The 17,304-nt window shown below is 51.2% G+C and carries 18 protein-coding genes; 9 read left to right on the plus strand and 9 right to left on the minus strand.

Going from position 1 to position 17,304, the window contains the following annotated elements; all coding sequences use genetic code 11:
- Positions 1–96 precede the first annotated feature (96 nt).
- Together GWC94_RS14010 and GWC94_RS14015 are read right to left on the minus strand one after the other, a co-directional pair.
- Positions 97–555, minus strand: coding sequence for a hypothetical protein (locus GWC94_RS14010; RefSeq protein WP_161835630.1), 459 nt, complete (start codon positions 553–555; stop codon positions 97–99).
- 532 nt (positions 556–1,087) lie between these two features.
- The gene (locus GWC94_RS14015) at positions 1,088–2,458 is read right to left on the minus strand and encodes an aldehyde dehydrogenase (protein ID WP_161835631.1); all 1,371 of its coding nucleotides are present in this window, start codon (positions 2,456–2,458) and stop codon (positions 1,088–1,090) included.
- A 268-nt stretch (positions 2,459–2,726) separates the two neighbouring features.
- Between GWC94_RS14015 and GWC94_RS14020 the strand changes: the two genes are divergently transcribed.
- Together GWC94_RS14020 and GWC94_RS14025 are read left to right on the plus strand one after the other, a co-directional pair.
- Positions 2,727–3,179, plus strand: a complete 453-nt coding sequence (locus GWC94_RS14020) for a hypothetical protein (RefSeq protein WP_161835632.1) — start codon at positions 2,727–2,729, stop codon at positions 3,177–3,179.
- A 241-nt stretch (positions 3,180–3,420) separates the two neighbouring features.
- Complete coding sequence (locus GWC94_RS14025; protein ID WP_161835633.1) at positions 3,421–4,887, plus strand: Gfo/Idh/MocA family protein; 1,467 nt, start codon at positions 3,421–3,423, stop codon at positions 4,885–4,887.
- Between the two features lie 91 nt (positions 4,888–4,978).
- Here GWC94_RS14025 and GWC94_RS14030 read toward each other — a convergent pair whose 3' ends face one another.
- From GWC94_RS14030 to GWC94_RS14050, 5 genes are all read right to left on the minus strand, one after another.
- Positions 4,979–5,839 (minus strand): sugar phosphate isomerase/epimerase family protein, encoded by an 861-nt coding sequence (locus tag GWC94_RS14030; RefSeq protein WP_161835634.1) that lies wholly within the window; start codon positions 5,837–5,839, stop codon positions 4,979–4,981.
- A gap of 164 nt (positions 5,840–6,003) precedes the next feature.
- On the minus strand, positions 6,004–6,567 hold the full coding sequence (locus tag GWC94_RS14035) for a gluconate 2-dehydrogenase subunit 3 family protein (protein WP_161835635.1): 564 nt from the start codon (positions 6,565–6,567) through the stop codon (positions 6,004–6,006).
- Positions 6,568–6,651: 84 nt separating this feature from the next.
- Positions 6,652–8,331 (minus strand): GMC oxidoreductase, encoded by a 1,680-nt coding sequence (locus tag GWC94_RS14040; protein WP_161835636.1) that lies wholly within the window; start codon positions 8,329–8,331, stop codon positions 6,652–6,654.
- Positions 8,332–8,409: 78 nt separating this feature from the next.
- Entirely contained in the window at positions 8,410–9,297 is an 888-nt protein-coding gene (locus GWC94_RS14045; protein WP_161835637.1) for a hydroxypyruvate isomerase family protein, read from the minus strand.
- A 29-nt stretch (positions 9,298–9,326) separates the two neighbouring features.
- Positions 9,327–10,574 (minus strand): MFS transporter, encoded by a 1,248-nt coding sequence (locus tag GWC94_RS14050; protein ID WP_161835638.1) that lies wholly within the window; start codon positions 10,572–10,574, stop codon positions 9,327–9,329.
- 193 nt (positions 10,575–10,767) lie between these two features.
- On the opposite strand from GWC94_RS14050, the gene GWC94_RS14055 reads away from it, so the two are divergent.
- From GWC94_RS14055 to GWC94_RS14085, 7 genes are all read left to right on the plus strand, one after another.
- Positions 10,768–11,934, plus strand: a complete 1,167-nt coding sequence (locus GWC94_RS14055) for a Gfo/Idh/MocA family protein (protein WP_161835639.1) — start codon at positions 10,768–10,770, stop codon at positions 11,932–11,934.
- A 57-nt stretch (positions 11,935–11,991) separates the two neighbouring features.
- A complete protein-coding gene (locus GWC94_RS14060) occupies positions 11,992–13,047 on the plus strand; it encodes a sugar phosphate isomerase/epimerase family protein (protein ID WP_161835640.1) in 1,056 nt (351 codons plus the stop codon).
- A gap of 100 nt (positions 13,048–13,147) precedes the next feature.
- A complete protein-coding gene (locus GWC94_RS14065) occupies positions 13,148–13,543 on the plus strand; it encodes a c-type cytochrome (RefSeq protein ID WP_161835641.1) in 396 nt (131 codons plus the stop codon).
- Between the two features lie 9 nt (positions 13,544–13,552).
- A complete protein-coding gene (locus GWC94_RS14070; protein ID WP_161835642.1) occupies positions 13,553–14,257 on the plus strand; it encodes a 3-keto-disaccharide hydrolase in 705 nt (234 codons plus the stop codon).
- Between the two features lie 378 nt (positions 14,258–14,635).
- Positions 14,636–15,082 (plus strand): nucleoside deaminase, encoded by a 447-nt coding sequence (locus GWC94_RS14075; RefSeq protein WP_161835643.1) that lies wholly within the window; start codon positions 14,636–14,638, stop codon positions 15,080–15,082.
- A gap of 140 nt (positions 15,083–15,222) precedes the next feature.
- The gene (locus tag GWC94_RS14080) at positions 15,223–15,822 is read left to right on the plus strand and encodes a superoxide dismutase (protein WP_161835644.1); all 600 of its coding nucleotides are present in this window, start codon (positions 15,223–15,225) and stop codon (positions 15,820–15,822) included.
- 104 nt (positions 15,823–15,926) lie between these two features.
- On the plus strand, positions 15,927–16,532 hold the full coding sequence (locus GWC94_RS14085) for a hypothetical protein (RefSeq protein ID WP_161835645.1): 606 nt from the start codon (positions 15,927–15,929) through the stop codon (positions 16,530–16,532).
- A 96-nt stretch (positions 16,533–16,628) separates the two neighbouring features.
- Here GWC94_RS14085 and yidD read toward each other — a convergent pair whose 3' ends face one another.
- Together yidD and rnpA are read right to left on the minus strand one after the other, a co-directional pair.
- On the minus strand, positions 16,629–16,847 hold the full coding sequence (gene yidD, locus GWC94_RS14090; RefSeq protein WP_161835646.1) for a membrane protein insertion efficiency factor YidD: 219 nt from the start codon (positions 16,845–16,847) through the stop codon (positions 16,629–16,631).
- A 28-nt stretch (positions 16,848–16,875) separates the two neighbouring features.
- Positions 16,876–17,259 (minus strand): ribonuclease P protein component, encoded by a 384-nt coding sequence (gene rnpA, locus GWC94_RS14095; protein WP_161835647.1) that lies wholly within the window; start codon positions 17,257–17,259, stop codon positions 16,876–16,878.
- Positions 17,260–17,304 lie beyond the last annotated feature (45 nt).

Genomic DNA, 17,304 nt, shown 5'->3' on the forward strand with positions numbered 1-17,304 from the left:
TTGCAGACAAATGCCGATAGCGTATTTACACCTTAATTAGTTGCCCGTTTTTTACCCGTCCGGTTAAGCGATGGATTTCCGCCCCCGGTTGAACCGCTATTTATCGCAGGAGCCTTTCTTCAGCACCAATCCACCCATATAACGTACGCTGTTGGGACTTTTATACACCATTTTCCCGTTCTGTTCCTCCATCTCGCCAACACCTTCTATGAGGATATCGTCGCTCCGGAGAAAGCGCACTTCGCGAACGGATTCCATGCCCTCGGAGGTAAATGTGTAATCGGCAACAAGCGTATCGCCCCGCATGCGTCCACGGATGCTTCCGTTGTTGGCGTCTTTTTCGGAAAGACGGTATACAAGATCGCCAACAGCCTCTTTCCCGTCCATGGAAAGCTGCAATTTCACCGTATCCTGGTCGCTGATATAGGCATAGCAGCGGTTGGGCGATTCGCCTGTTTTCACCACTGCCGGCGAGTCGGTGATGGTCTTGTTCTCCGTGGCCGTGTTACAGGCAAGAACCAGTAGCAGCATCGGGGAGATAAATAGCTTTTTCATGCCGTTTTTGACGCAGGTGCTCAAAAAACCATGCCCCTGGCGCTATTTTTCCGCCACCGTCAGTATGCGCCCGGCCTGTTGCACATGGCGTTCAATAGGATAGATACAGAACCGGAGCGTATCTCCCAGTTTCAGCCTGACCAGCCTGGTAAAGCGATATGGCCGTTCTTAACTTTTCCGAGACCGGCACCGGCAGCCAGGTTGAGTAATTTTATCCACTGCTCCTGCGTTGTAGAAAACGGTCGATCGTGGTGCTGCCAGGCGCCGAATGAATCGGGTTTTTATCCCCTGGCGCCGCCTGCAATACGGTGATTCAGTACTGCGGGCGATCGCTCCCTGTATGGCTGAACCATTTGTGTACAGCAGTCTAGGATCTGTTGCAATTCGTCCAGTAAGGTTTTGTGTTGATCTGCCTGCCAAATATTTCCTGCAAAAATCAGCGGCGGTTCAGGGTAAGCGATTGATCCAGGGCAAGAATTTGCGAGCGGCACCGAAAAAATCCGGTTGCAGCGTTTCCTGCAGGTAAAAAACATCACCACTTCATCACCCATTTAAACAACCGTAATTTTCCTTTGAATGGAGGATATTTAACGGAAGGATCGAACCAGGCAGGGGTTTTCATAACGGCGCGTTTGCGGCTGAACGTTTCGAACGAAAATTTGCCGTGATAAGCGCCCATGCCGCTGGCTCCGCGTCCGCCGAACGGCAGGTTCGGGTTGGTCAGATGCCAGCTTGCATTGTTAACACATGCGCCGCCGGAAGGAACCGCATCCAGCCATTCTTTTTCTGTTGCGCGGCTTGCCGTGAAAATATAAAACGCAAGCGGATCGGGATGCCGGTTGATGATGGCAAGCGCCTGCTCGCGGGTGTCAAAGGGCAGGATGGGCAACAGCGGACCGAATATCTCTTCCTGCATCAGACCCGAATCTGCCGGCATATATTCGATCAGCGTGGGTTCGATAAAAAGGCTTTCCCTGCGGTGTCTTCCGCCGTAAACAATCGTTCCCTGGTTCAGGTACTGTACCAGCCTGTCGAATTGTTTTTCATTAATGATCCTGCCATAGTGGGCCGTGGTTTCCGGGTCATCGCCAAAAAAAGCGCGGATCTTTTCTTTCAGTGCGGCCACCAGTTTATCCTTGCTGGCAGCATGCACCAGGATATAATCGGGCGCCACACACATCTGGCCTGCGTTGGAAAACTTGGTCATGGCGATCCGTTTGGCCGCCACTTCAATATTTGCATCCGACGCTACCACACAGGGACTTTTGCCGCCCAGTTCCAGGGTAACGGGCACCAGGCTGGCTGCGGCCATCTGGTATATCTTTCTTCCCACCTGGGTACTGCCGGTATAAAAAACATGGTCGAATACAAAGCGCTGCATCATATCGCCGATCAGTGTGGCGCCGTCTCCTTCCACGCAGCATACATAGGCTTCCGGAAAAACCGATGCCGTTAGCTGCCGTATAACCGCCGCCGTAGCGGGCGCAAATTCACTGGGTTTGATCACCGCACAGTTACCGGCGGCGATGGCCCCCACCAGCGGCGCTAACAACAACTGGAAAGGATAATTCCACGGACCGATGATCAGCACCACGCCTGCAGGCTCTTTGTGTATATAGCTGCCCGATGGAAAATTCAGCAGGTTGGTGCTTACTTTTTCGGGACGCATCCAGTCGGAGAGCCGGTTGAGGGCATGGTCTATTTCAGTAAGCAGAAAACCATTTTCGGTAACCCAGCATTCCTCCCTGGATTTTTTCAGATCGGTGTACAATGCATCGTAGATGGCGTTTTCGTATGCAATCACCGCATGCTTCAGCGCCAGCAACTGTTGTCTGCGAAACGCATATGGCGTTGTAACACCGGATTGATGGTATTTCTTTATCGAGTTGAGATCGGCATGCATAGCATATTGTCTATGTTACTGTAAGTTTTTATTGACACGACTGTCAAACATATCCTGTTTCATCTGTAAGTTATCGACGAATACTGCCTGCGGCGGCATGTTTCATCGATTTTTTTTATCTTTGCTGCAACGTTTTTATCCCTTCAGGTATCAGAGATAAGAATACCTGTCATCTCCCCAAGACGCTGCCGAACACTCCCCCCGCCGGCTTTTGCGATTGGGTGGTTACCGGAACTGATTGCATTATTTAATCGCAAAATAAAATCCAATGTCAAAATTCCTATCACTTATTATGTGCGCCGCCCTGGTCATGTTACTATGCTCGGGCAAAGTCACCAAACATTCTGTATGGCTGGTGGTGAACAACACTTCTGTAGACGGTAAACCGGTTGACATGAAGTTCAGCATTCTTGCCCCCAACCAGGAAAGATCCATGGTCGAAACACAGCAGGTTAACCCCGGTATCCAACTTCTGCCCGAAAAGAAACTGAAAGAAGGCCCCTACCAGTTTGTGGTAAACACGAACGGCGAACAGGTGGCCGCATCGCAGGCTTTTACGGTTGATTCGGATCGCTGGATCCTTGTGAACTACCTGTGTCAGGATTCCGCTTCGATCATGAAAACCTATGGGTATATCGACCCCACCAAATTCAAGAAAGTGGGCGATCAATACGCTACCGTATACCTTTCCATCGAAAGCAGGAAACCGGCGGGACTGTAAGAAACACTGTGCCAGCCTGCGGTTGTGGATCGGGAGGTGCGGAGTTGGATCGGGGTATATTCCCTCTCTCGGCGAAACATCCTGTATCTGCCGGGGCCAAACCGGGCCCTGCAGTAAATTTATATCCGGTTGTTGACGGGATAATCTTTAGCGAGATTATCCCGTTTTCGTTTTGTCAGGTTAAAGCAAAGCGATAAATTCATACCCTGATTGCAAACTTCCATCGCTAACCATTCAGTCAATGAAAAAAAACAAACCCACTCCTGAGCAAAAAGGAGATTCAAGAAGATCATTTATCCGGAACACTGCCCTGGCCGCCGCCGGCTTTTACATCGTTCCCAGAAATGTATTGGGAAGGGGGTATACCGCCCCAAGTGATAAACTCATCGTCGCCGGTATTGGCGCAGGTGGCAAAGGCGAGAGCGATCTCTGGAATTTTTACCAGAGTGGAAAAGCCGAGGTAGCTTTTCTCTGCGATGTGGATACACGCCAGATCAAAAAAAGTGTTGAACGCTATCCCAAAGCCAAGCTGTACAGGGATTACCGCGAGATGCTGGATAAAGAGCACAAGAATTTCGATGCCTGTTCTGTATCAACACCCGACCACATGCATGCTGTAATCGGTATGGCCGCGATGCAGCTGGGCAAACACGTATACATACAGAAACCGCTTACACACGATATTTACGAAGCCCGCAAACTCACCGAGGCGGCGCACCGCTACAAAGTGGTAACCCAGATGGGTAACCAGGGCGCTTCGGGCGATGGTGTGCGCCAGTTGCAGGACTGGTACAATGCCGGCGTGATCGGTGATGTGCACACCATTTATTGCTATACCGACCGGCCCGTTTGGCCGCAGGGAATTCCCTGGTCAACGGAAAAACCGCCGGTTCCTTCCGAATTAGACTGGAATCTATGGCTGGGCACGGCTCCTTACCGTGAGTATGCCCCCAAGCTGGTTCCGTTCAACTGGCGCGGCTGGTGGGATTATGGTACCGGCGCACTGGGCGATATGGCCTGTCATATTATGGCGCCTGCATTTGCCGTGCTGGGATTGGGTTATCCCGTGGCTGCAGAATGCAGTGTGGCTACGCCTTATATCGAGAACTGGACCCGCGGCGACTATCCCGATTCAGGTCCTGTTTCATCTTCCATCACCCTTACTTTCAAAGGTGTCAATGGCAAACCCGATGTAAAGCTGCACTGGATGGACGGTGGTATCCAGCCCGATCGTCCGGAAGAGCTCGGCGCAAACGAAATGATGGGCGATGGCGGCAATGGCGCGATCTTCCTGGGCTCCAAAGGCAAGATGATGTGCGGCACCTACGGTATCAATCCGCAGTTATTGCCCACTTCGCGCAGCAAAGAAACCGTAGTGCCGCAGACCGTGGCGCGTGTACCCAAAGGCGACAATGGCCACTATGCCGCCTGGGTAGAAGGCGCCATGGCGGGATATGGTTCCGAACAAGCAAAGAACCTCAGCTCTAATTTTGATATCGCAGGCCCGCTTACCGAAAGCGTGCTGATGGGCAACCTGGCGATACGCAGTTACAATATCGTTCGCATGGGTGCTAACAACCGCAAAACCTATCCGGGAAGAAATATCAAGCTCCTGTGGGACGGACCGAACATGCGCATCACCAACTTTGACGAAGCCAACCAGTTCGTAAAACGTACTTATCGCGAAGGATACAGCCTTGGCGTATAAAACATCGCAGGCCGGTTGTACGGCCGGCGTTCACAAAAAAAGAAAGCTGTTCCAAATGGAACAGCTTTCTTTTTTACATATCCTTCCGGTCTCAGATGCTGAGCGCCTTCATATACTTAGCGTCTTCCATGGCACTGTCCAGCGGGTTGCTTCCGGTGAACACTTCCTGCTCTACGATATAATATTTCAATCCTTTGTCCTTACCGGCTTTCAGTATGGATTTGAAATCGATCGTACCCTTGCCCAGGTGAACGGATTCATGGCCTTTCGCGGTTTTGCCAAGGTCTTTTACATGGCATAACTTAAAGCGATGCGGGTATTTCCTGAACCATGCCTTCGGGTCTTCTCCTGCAGCCACCACCCAGTAAATATCCATTTCAAAATCCACCAGGTCTTTATCCGTGCCCTTCATCATCACATCCTGGGGAACTTCGCCGTTGATGGGTTTAAAGGAGTAGTCGTGGTTATGATACGCGAAACGGATGCCGTTCTTTTTGCAGGTTTCACCGGCTTTGTTGAATTCATCCGCAAAACGTTTGAAATCGTCTATGGATTTCTGCGGCCCTTTGTAAGGGCAGATCAGGTACTTCATACCGATCTCCGCCGCTTCGGCTGCTTTTCTTTCAAAGTCTTTCGTGTAGTCGCAATGAGAGGAAATGATCTTCATTCCCAGTTCATCCATATAGGATTTGAAACCGGTATGACCCAGTCCCCAGAACATCCCGCCCCTGCCTTCAAAACTTTCGATCTGTTTGTAGCCATATTCGGAAAGTTTTTTCAGGGTGGCTTTGGCATCCTTACCCAAATCCTCCCTTACGGTCCATAACTGGATGCCGAATGCGGAAAGCTTTTTGTAATTGGCTTCCCACAAAGCAGACTCTCCCCTGAAAGGCAGGCTCAGTCCCAGTGCCGCAAATGTGCCTGTTTTTAAAAAATCTCTTCTGTTACCCATAATACGATGGTTTGTTATGTAAATGAAAGCATCATGCCAATTGCCGCCGGCAATTGTTAATTGGCAATCCGATAACCCGCACCCGGAACTTCCGCCTGCTTCTTGCACACGATCTGGCCACAGCAGCTTTGCAAACCAGGTGCCGGCGGTTGATTAACCGTGTTCTAGGTTGCCCAGGCTTTGTCTCCTTTTTTATAAGGAATACAGCCTTCGTACTTACCCGGTACGGCAACATAGCGCAGTGCCTTGGTGGCACCCGCCTCGGAGGTAAAGAAGCCGAGCATGGTCATTTCCTTCATCATACGGAAATAGTGGTTCGGATCTTCTTTCTTTTTGCTCTTCTGGTAGGCTTTGGTTTCTGCATCCAGCGCTACCAGCAGGTCGTGGCGTTCTGTGGGACTGCTTTCCATGAATGATTTGCCGCTTTTTTTCTTGGCAGCTTCATTCAGCTTGTCCATTCCTTCGCGGAATATCTTCTGGTCTTTTTCCTCGTAGCAGTCGCGTACCCACACCGTCATGAATTCGCCCACCTTGGCATCTTTGGCGCCGGGTGTGCTGGTGGCAGGCAGGATCGTTTCAGCGATCTCATCGAGGTAAGCGATCTCATCGGGAGTGAATGTGGTGCCAGCCCCGGTTTTTGTTTTACAACCGGAAAGAAAGGCTTCCGCACCCAGTATGGTGCCACCCAGTAGCAGGGCTACGCTGGAAATGGCTTCTCTTCTATTCATAGCGTTTTGTTTTTGAGGTGAATGATGGCGGTTAAGCGGTGAGCAATGAGTGCATGCACTCATTGTTCACCGCTGCCGTTCATCTTATAAATTCATTTTTTTCAGTTCGGATACGGCATGGTCTACGGCCCTTGCGGTGAACGCCATATAAGTAAGCGAAGGGTTCACACAGGCTGCCGAAGCCATAAACGATCCATCGGTAATGTATACATTGGGGGCATCCCATACCTGGTTGAACTTGTTCACCACGGATGTTTTGGGATCGGCGCCTATACGTGCCGTACCCATTTCGTGGATACCGCGTCCCTGTACACCATTGCCTTCGTAACCGCGTACGTCTTTTGCACCGATGGCGGTAAGCATTTCCTCGGCATCGCGCTGCATATCCACGCGCATTTTTTTCTCGTTTTCCTTGAGTTCGGCATCAAAGGAAAGAACGTTCAAACCCCATTTGTCTTTCTTGGTCTTGTCCAGCGTGATCTTATTGGCGTGATCGGGCAGGATCTCTCCAAAGCCTCCCATACCGATGCTCCATCCGCCGGGTTCTGTAAGTGCGTCTTTGAATGCACCGCCGATGGCCACTTCCGGAATATCACGGCTCCAGCCCTGGCGGCTGGCGCTTCCCTGGTAACCGAAACCACGCAGGTAGTCGCGTTTGTCGCCAAACAGGTTGCGGTAACGGGGTATATAGAAACCGTTGGCGCGACGGCCGAAATAGTATTTGTCTTCATACCCGTCTATCTTACCGCTGGCACCCACACCGAGGTGGTGGTCCATCACGTTATGACCCAGCTCACCGCTGCTGCTGCCCAAACCATCGGGCCATACATCGGTGGCAGAGTTCATCAGTATCCAGGTAGAGTTGAAAGTAGATGCGTTGAGGAAAACGATCTTTGCATTGTATACATAGGTCTTGTTGGTCTCTGCATCCAGCACCTCTACACCTGTTGCGCGTTTTTTGTCTTTATCGTACAATACCTTGGTTACGATAGACCAGGGGCGAAGGGTAAGGTTACCTGTTTTCATCGCCGCGGGCAGCGTAGAAGACTGCGTGCTGAAATAAGCGCCGAACGGACAACCCAGCCAGCATTTGTTACGGAACTGGCAGGCGGTTCTTCCCTCGTGTGCAACCGTGATGTTGGCTGTGCGGCCAATGATCATGGAGCGCACTCCTTTGTAATATTCTTTCAGTCTTGCTGCCGTATCCTTTTCAACGCAGTTCAGATCCATCGGCGGCAGAAACTGGCCGTCGGGCAACTGCGACAGGCCATCGCGGTTACCGCTGATACCCGCAAATTTTTCCACATAGTCGTACCAGGGCGCTATTTCCTTATAACGAACCGGCCAGTCAACAGCGATACCGTCTTTTGCATTCGCTTCAAAATCAAAATCGCTCCAGCGATAGCTCTGGCGGCCCCACATCAGCGAACGTCCGCCTACATGGTACCCACGGAACCAGTCGTAACGTTTTACCTCGGTATACGGACTCTCTTTTTCGTCCACCCAGTAGTCCAGGTTGGTTTCGTTGAGCGGATAGTCACGTTTCAGCACAGGATAATCGTTGATCATCTGCTGCGTTCTTCTGCCGCGGTGCGGGTAGTCCCATGCTTCCTTGTTGGCATTCACGTAATCCTTTACGTGTTCGATGTTACGTCCGCGTTCCAGCATCAATACCTTGAGCCCTTTTTCAGCAAGCTCTTTGGCGGCCCAGCCGCCACTGATACCTGAACCGACAACGATCGCGTCATAAGTTTGGTCGGCCATGTTGTTTGTTTTTTATAGTTGGTTGTTAGGAGAATCTGAAGATAAAATCCGCGTTACACAGGTTCGGCTATGGTCTTTCTACACATCGCATATCATGACCGCTTTTTTCAGGGAACCGAGTTTGTCTGCCGCCGTGGGAATAAATTCCTGCGCCAGGTAACCGGTAAATCCTGTGGCAACGATCGCCTTGATGATGGCGGGGTAATACAGTTCCTGTGTTTCGTCTATCTCGTGTCTTCCGGGAACGCCTGCGGTATGGTAATGCCCGATATAGGTGTTATAGCTCCTGATCGTACGGATCACATCACCTTCATCGATCTGCATATGATAGATATCGTACAGCAGTTTGAAATTGGGCGAACCGATGCGCTTGCACAGTTCCACGCCCCATGCGGTGCGATCGCACATATAATCTTTGTGGTCGATCTTGCTGTTGAGCAGCTCCATCGTCAGCACCACGCCTTTTTTCTCTGCCAGGCCGATGATCTGTTTCAATCCTTCCACGCAGTTCTTCAGTCCTGTTTCATCATCCATACCATTGCGGTTTCCGCTGGCACAGAACAGGTTCCGGAAACCGGCGTTGGCCACCAGGTCTATATGGTCCGTATAATTTTTGATAAGCTGTGCATGGTACTGTTTGTCGTTCCAGCCCTTGGTCAGTCCCAGTTCCGCGCCGTTGCACATGGTTGAGATAAGACCGTATTTTTTCAGCGTATCCCAGTCTTTGGGGCCTACCAGGTCAATGCCCACCAGGCCGGTCTCTTTGGCAAAGGCGCAAAGCTGCTCCAGCGGTGTATCGCCAAAACACCAGCGGCATACGGAATGCTGTATATTGCCTTTCAGGGCATACTCGGGTACCATATTGTTTTTTGTTGAAAATGCCTGAAGGCCTGTGCCGGCAGCAATAGCCGCCGAACCGCCAAGAAGGTTCCTGATCACTTTTCTTCTGCTGGGACGATCGCTCATGATGTCATTAAAAAATAAACGTTATATAATTACAGCATCGGTGCTGCCTCTTCCTTGGTGATCTTTTTTGACCGCATATAAAACAGCAGTGTGGCAAATGCCACCGTTAACACGATCGGTATGATCAGCGTGGCATTCAGTACCTCGGGACCGGCCGCTTTTTTTGCTTCCGCCAGCGCCGCTGCCGATGTATCGCCCGCCGGTGTTTTGTCGGCAACCAGTTTATCGTAATAACCACCCATAAAAATGGTGTATACCGAAACGGCAAACATACCGGCGCCGCCCATCAGGTTCAGTCCTACCGCGCCTGTTTTGGGCAGGTTCTCGGCCACAAACCCGATCATGGTGGGCCAGAAATAACATACCCCCATGCCGAAAATGATGGCACCCACGAAAAGCATGTTACCCGTGGTATGCCCCAGCAGGTATAAACCCGCGGCCGATAATACCGCCGAAATCAGCAGTACGCCGGTGGGCGAGAATTTATGAACCACCGGCCCGGCAAACCCGCGGCCGATCACCATGATACCGGTTTCGATGGTCAGCAGCAGGATGGCATTGTCGGAAACATTCTTCAGCAGTACATCGATCCACTGGCCGGTGAACAGCTCGGTGATGGCCGTTCCGAACATCAGAACGATCATGACCAGGAACAGGGGGCGGAGCAGCTCGCGGTACATATCGGCCGTGCTTACGCCGCTGGCCACCCTTTCGGTAACAGGAAACTGCAGTTTGCTGAACATAAGGCCATACAGCAGGGTGGGGATCAGCATCAGGCCCACCTGCACCTGCCAGCCCACGCCGGCTTTATCGAGGAAATAAACGATCAGGGTGCCTATGAAAATGCCACCGGGGAACCATAAATGGAAATGGTTGAGCTTGGTGGTTTTGTTATCGCTGTAAACAGTGGCCACTAATGGGTTACAGGCCGCTTCCACGGTGCCGTTGGCAATACCAACCAGCAGGGTGGAAAGGAACAGGCTCCAGTAACCGCCGGCAAATATGGTCAGAACAATGCCGGCCAGGTGAAACAGGAAGGCGATCGCCAGCAGGCGTTTCATACCGATAATATCCACTACGAAACCACCGATGATCACCGCCAGCGGAAAACCCCAGAACGCAGTAGCAGCAATGGTTCCGAGTTGGGCGTTATCGAGGTTGAACTGGACACCCAGTCTTTCCAGGATACCTGCCCGGATTCCGAATGATAAAGAGGTAACCAGCAGGGCCAGACAGCTGGCAACAAACAGCTGGTTGCGTTGGGGAGTGGTTTGCATAGCGGTAGAATATGGCATTTGGGTTAAAAAGAGAAAATAGCAATCGACGGTTAAATGTAATTTTTTATTTTTAAAACCCGATTGATAAAATTCACCGGTTACGGTTTTTTTTATCTTCCTTACATTTATTGCGTCACCACGACACAATGATAACCTTATTTTCATTGAAAAATATCTAAAAAAGAAGCTTACTATGAATCGAAAATTAAGAATGGGAATGGTTGGCGGCGGAAAAGACGCTTTTATCGGTGCCATTCACCGTATTGCTGCAAACATGGACGGACTGATCGAACTTGTTTGCGGTGCGCTCAGCATCAACCCCGAGATTGCCCAGGACTCCGGCGAGTCCCTGTTCCTGCCGGCAGACCGTATCTACCTTACGTTTGAAGAAATGATCGAGAAGGAGAGCAAGCTGCCTGCAGACAAGCGGATGGATTTTGTAACCATCGTTACGCCCAACTTCGCGCATTTTGCACCGGCGATGGCCGCGCTTGACAACGGTTTCCACGTGATCATCGAAAAACCGATGACTTTTACGCTGGACGAGGCCAAACAGCTTCGGCAGAAAGTGAAAGAGACCGGGCTGCTGCTTGGTTTAACGCATACCTATTCCGGCTACCCCATGGTAAAACAGGCAAAAGCCATGTTTGCCGACGGTGTCTTCGGCAAGATCAGGAAAGTGTGGGTAGAGTACCCGCAGGGCTGGCTCAGCCAGTTAAGCGAGCGCGAAGGCAACCGGCAGGCGGCCTGGAGAACCGATCCCAAACGCTCGGGTAAAAGCGGCTGTATGGGCGATATCGGTACACATGCCGCGCATCTTGCGGAATATATCAGCGGACTGCAGATCACACAGCTTTGCGCAGACCTGAACATTATGGTCGATGGCCGCGCGCTGGACGACGACGGAAACGTGCTGCTGCGTTTTAACAATGGCGCCGCCGGCGTATTGATGGCATCGCAGGTGGCTGCGGGCGAAGAGAATGCGTTAAAGATCCGTATCTATGGCGAAAAAGGCGGTATAGAATGGGCGCAGCACGAGCCCAACACCCTGCTGGTTAAATGGCTTGATAAACCCACCCAGATACTGCGTGCCGGCGCGGGCTATACCGGGCACCTCTCTACGTATGCCACACATAACTGCCGCACTCCCGGAGGACACCCGGAAGGGTACCTGGAGGCATTCGGTAATATCTACCGCAATTTTGCCCTGAGCCTGACCGCCAAACTGGAAGGCAGGGAAGCCACCAAAGAACAGCTCGATTTTCCCACGGCAGACGAAGGCGTTCGCGGCATGGCATTCATCGACAATGTAGTGGCTTCTTCGGCATCGGATAAGAAGTGGACGGATTTTGTGGTATAGCGAAACCCGGCCGAAGCCGGCTTTGAATTTTGATTTTTGACTTTTGAATTATTCTTTATGACTACTATTAAAGGCCCGGGTATTTTCCTGGCGCAGTTTATGGGCGATGCAGCGCCGTTCAACTCTTTGGAATCGATCTGCAAATGGGCCGCGTCACTCGGATTTGTGGGTGTGCAGCTGCCTACCTGGGACAACCGCTGCATTGACCTGCAGAAAGCGGCCGAAAGTAAAACCTATGCCGATGAGATCAAAGGCATCGTAAACGCCGCAGGTATGGAGATAACGGAACTGTCGACCCATTTACAGGGACAGCTGGTAGCGGTGCACCCGGCATACGATGCGCAGTTCGACGGCTTTGCACCCGAATCCGTTCGTAACAACCCCAAAGCAAGAACGGAATGGGCCGTTCAGCAGCTGGCATATGCAGCTAAGGCATCGCAGAACCTGGGGCTCGATGCGCATGCCACCTTCAGCGGCGCTTTGTTATGGCATACCGTATACCCCTGGCCGCAGCGCCCGGCAGGTTTGGTGGCTACGGGTTTTACCGAACTGGCCAAACGCTGGAAACCAATACTGGATGTTTTTGATGAACACGGCGTGGATCTCTGTTACGAGATACATCCCGGAGAAGACCTGCACGACGGTGTTACCTATGAAATGTTTCTGGAAAAAGTAAACAATCACCCCCGCGCCTGTCTTTTATACGATCCGTCGCATTTTGTACTACAGTGCCTCGATTACCTTTCTTATATCGATCATTACCACGAACGCATCCGCATGTTCCATGTAAAAGACGCGGAATTCAATGCCAGCGGCAAACAGGGTGTCTACGGCGGATACCAGAACTGGGTGGAGCGCGCCGGAAGGTTCCGCTCGCTGGGTGATGGACAGGTGGATTTTGGATCGATATTCAGCAAACTCGCCGGCTACAATTACAAAGGCTGGGCGGTGATGGAATGGGAATGCGCGCTCAAACACCCCGAAGTGGGTGCGGCAGAAGGCGCTCCGTTTATTAAAAAACACATCATCAAAGTCACGGAAAAAGCCTTCGACGATTTTGCAGGAACCGGCTCTGATGAAGATTTCAATAAGCGCATTTTGGGAATCAATTAATCAACTAACTTGCAGGGACGAAACAGAACGATCAAAAGCCATCCGGATTTGAGGTTCCGTTTCCGATCCTCCATTCTTGTTAACGTTTAAAACCTCTACCTTGAAAAAGTATTTTGTGGCGATTGGCCTGCTGGCTCTGATCACTGCCTGCGGCGGTGGCAACGACAAACAGGCAACCACCGACAAAGCAGCTGCTGCACCGGCCGCTGCCCCTGCAGATGCACTGGCATCTAATCCCGATTACCAGAAAGGACTGGAACTGGTTGCCAAATCGGACTGTCTTACCTGTCATAAAGTAAGCGAAAAACTTACGGGTCCCGCTTACAAAGATGTGGCGGCCAAGTATGAAAACACCGATGCCAATATTACCATGCTGGCCGAAAAGATCATCAAGGGCGGACAGGGCAACTGGGGAAGCGTACCCATGACACCGCATGCCGCCCTGAGTGAAGCCGATGCAAAACAAATGGTGAAATACATTCTCCTACTGAAATAACCAATCCCCATGAGAAAACCATTAACGATTGCGGTAATAGCAGCAGCAGTTATCGCCTGCAGCTTCACAGGCCGCACCCCCAAAGCAGACTGGGTAGCTCTATTTGACGGAAAAACATTGAACGGCTGGCATGTGTACGGACACAAACCCATGGGCAATAACTGGAAAGTTTCCGATGGCGCCATCTATTTTGATGCTGCGGGCAAAAGAGAACCCGGCAGCAAAGTATCCAACGATCTTGTTACCGATAAAAGCTATGAGAATTTCCATTTCAAATACGACTGGAAAATAGCAAAGAACGGGAACAGCGGATTGATCTTCTGGGTACAGGAAGACTCTGCAAAATACAGGCAGACCTACCATACCGGCCCCGAAATGCAGGTGCTGGATAACGATGGCCACCCTGACGGAAAAATCGAAAAACACCGCGCCGGCAACCTGTACGACCTTATCGCCGGCAAAGAAGGCGTGGTAAAACCGGTGGGCGAATGGAATACGGCAGAGATCATCTGCAACAAAGGCAAACTGGATTTTATCCTGAACGGTGTAACGGTTTTGACCACCGCGTACGGCGATGATAACTGGAAACAGATGGTCGCCGGCAGCAAGTTCAAACAGTGGCCCGATTTCGGAACGGTTTTCAAAGGTCATTTTGCATTGCAGGACCATGGCAACGAAGTATGGTTTAAGAATGTTATGGTGAAACAACTGTAGTCATGTCACACTTATTGAAAGCTCCTGCGGGTGATCGCAGGGGCTTTTTTTGTGCCTTTCCCGCCTGATCGCTTTGGGTTGGGGTTTTTCAACACAGAGACGCGGAGATACAGAGGGTTTTCTCCGTGTTCCTCTGTATCTCCGCGTCTCTGTGTTAAACCCGTGTCTCTGTCTCCTCCAAGCTCCCCCACAACACTGAAAAATCAGGGAAGACGAGGCGTTGTAGACATAAACCGTGAGCCGCCGTGAGAAACGAGGCTGGTTTCGCCCGCAAAAAAGAATGCCTGAGTCTCTCTCAGAAAAATTAAATAATTTGTTCCAAAAAAGTCCACAACTCACCACACCACCGATAACTCACGCTTCTCCTATCTTTGCCCCATGCCTCCCCACAACGACACCCATTTCATGCAGCAGGCTTTGAAAGAAGCACAGCTTGCCTATGACCGGGACGAGGTGCCGGTGGGCGCGGTGGTGGTGATCGATAACCGGATCATTGCAAGAGGGCATAACCAGGTGGAACTGCTTAATGATGCAACGGCGCATGCCGAGATCATCGCCCTGACCTCCGCTTTTAATTACCTGGGGGCAAAATACCTGCCCGAGGCAAGCCTGTATGTAACGGTAGAGCCCTGTCTGATGTGCTGCGGTGCCATGTACTGGGGCAAGATCGGGCGTATCGTTTACGGCACGGCCGACGAAAAAAACGGTTACCGGCATATTACCGGAGCCAACTGGCCTTTTCACCCGAAAACAGAACTGGTAACCGGCGTGCTGCAGGAAGAATGCGCTTTCCTGATGAAATCTTTTTTCCGGGCCAGAAGATGATACCGGCCACCCGCCTTTCGATTTCAGAAACAAAAAATTTTGTAAGAAACATATCCGTTCAGGCTTAGTAAATTTGTTCTGCACCAACGGCCGGGCAATCATCTCCGGCTGATCTCTCAAATCTTAAAATCGAAAAGATCATGGCATTCACATTAGCACCCCTGCCCTACGCAAACGATGCGCTGGAACCGCATATCGATGCAACCACCATGCAGATACACCACGATAAGCACCACCAGGCTTATGTAGACAATCTCAATAAAGCCATTGCCGGCACCCCCAACGAAGGAAAATCACTCGAAGAACTGGTTGCGGCCGCAGGCTCTATCAGTCCTGCCGTACGCAACAACGGCGGCGGTCACTGGAACCATACTTTCTTCTGGGAAAGTCTTGCTGCACAGGCCGGCGGCGCTCCTTCAGGCGCACTTGCCGATGCCATCAACAGCGCATTTGGTTCTTTTGATGCATTCAAGGAAAAATTTGCTCAGGCCGGTATGACCCGCTTCGGAAGCGGCTGGGCCTGGCTGATCGTAAAAGACGGCAAGCTGGAAATCAGCTCCACACCGAACCAGGACAATCCGCTGATGGATGTTGCCGAGGTAAAAGGCACACCTGTTCTCGGTGTGGACGTATGGGAACATGCTTACTACCTGAAATACCAAAACCGCCGCGCCGATTACCTGGCCGCATTCTGGAATGTGGTGAACTGGGGTAAAGTGGCGGAGAGGTTCGGAAAATAAAAATGTCCGAGCATGCATTGTTCAATCGGCGATTGCCGATTGCCGATTGAACAATTCGCTCACCACGATCCATTCAACTATTCATGTAACGCACAAATTCCGTTATGAAACAACTGCTGCCCCTATCCGTTATTATGCTGACTGTAGCCCTCGCTTCGTGTAACGACAGCGCAAAAAAAATTGTGGTTATGAGCAAGGGCGAGGCCGATATCAACACCGGCGACAAAACCATCAGCGCGGGTGACGGCGCAGGCCATAACGAGAAAACCTTTGTTCTTGGCGGCGGCACTTATGAATACAAACTGAAAACGCCTGCAGGCGATGGCAGTGCCAGCTTCGGGGAAAACGGGCTGTACGTGGTGAATATAAAGAACGATACCATACTCGGCACTTACATGAAATATGCAGATCCTTCCAAAGCCAATGCCACCATGACGCAGGACGAGCTCCGTCACCGCATTGATTCATTGCATCTCCTGCTGGAAGGAAAGAACGTATCGGCGGCCAACCGCAATTTTTTCCTTCTTCCCAAAACTGCAGTCCGCGTCAGCGAGAATACCGATGCAGAGATCGTAGGCCCCTACCACCAGATGCGCTCCGCCGCCAAAGTAGACGGCAAAGAACCCGAAGTATACAGGTTCTACAGCATCAAAGAAGTCAGGGAAACGGTTGGGAAGCTGGAGGGGCTGACGGTAGGGGAAAAACAGTAGAGAAAATTGGGCAATGGCAGATTGCCGATTGATTTGACAATGGATCCTTCCCTGCACCGATGAAAAGCCAATCAGCAATCGACAATCCCTCAATCCCTAAGGTACCGGATCATACCCTTCTCCTCCGCCGGGCCGGCAGCGGCTGATGCGTTTGAGGGCGAGCCAGCCTCCCCTGAACAACCCGTGTTTTTGCAGCGCTTCTTTTGCATAGTGCGAGCAGGTGGGCGTAAACCGGCATTTGGGACCTAACGCGGGCGAAATAACGTACTGGTACAGTCTAATGAGCAGGATGAACGGATAGGACAGGATGACCATGATCCGTTTCGGTATAGACCGCGGCTGTTTATCGGTTGATCTGTTCGGCAAGTTTATTGAGCGCTGAGCGCATTTTATCCTGTATGACGTTTGCCTCGGGCATTTCTTTTCCGGTATACAGAAAAAAAAGCGCCAGGCTTTTCTGCTGGCTTTCACCCACCGCCTGCAATTCCGTTTTCTGCAAACGATAGGCTTCGCGTAACAGGCGTTTGATCCGGTTCCGGTCTGTTGCCTTGCGGAAATTACGCGCACTCACCCCCACACCGGCCTGTAATACGACCTCGCTTTCGGCGGGCTGTATGCTGAAGAACACTTTTAACGGAAAAGCGGAAAAAGAACGGCCCTTCGCAAACAATGCTTCGATCAGCTTGCGGCTTTTCAGCTTTTCTTTTTTTCCGTAGGTGTATGCCATGAATGATCAAAAGTAAAAAGCCCCATCAAACGATGAGGCTATTAT

Source organism: Sediminibacterium soli (genome assembly GCF_009939225.1).
GTDB lineage: Bacteria > Bacteroidota > Bacteroidia > Chitinophagales > Chitinophagaceae > Sediminibacterium > Sediminibacterium soli.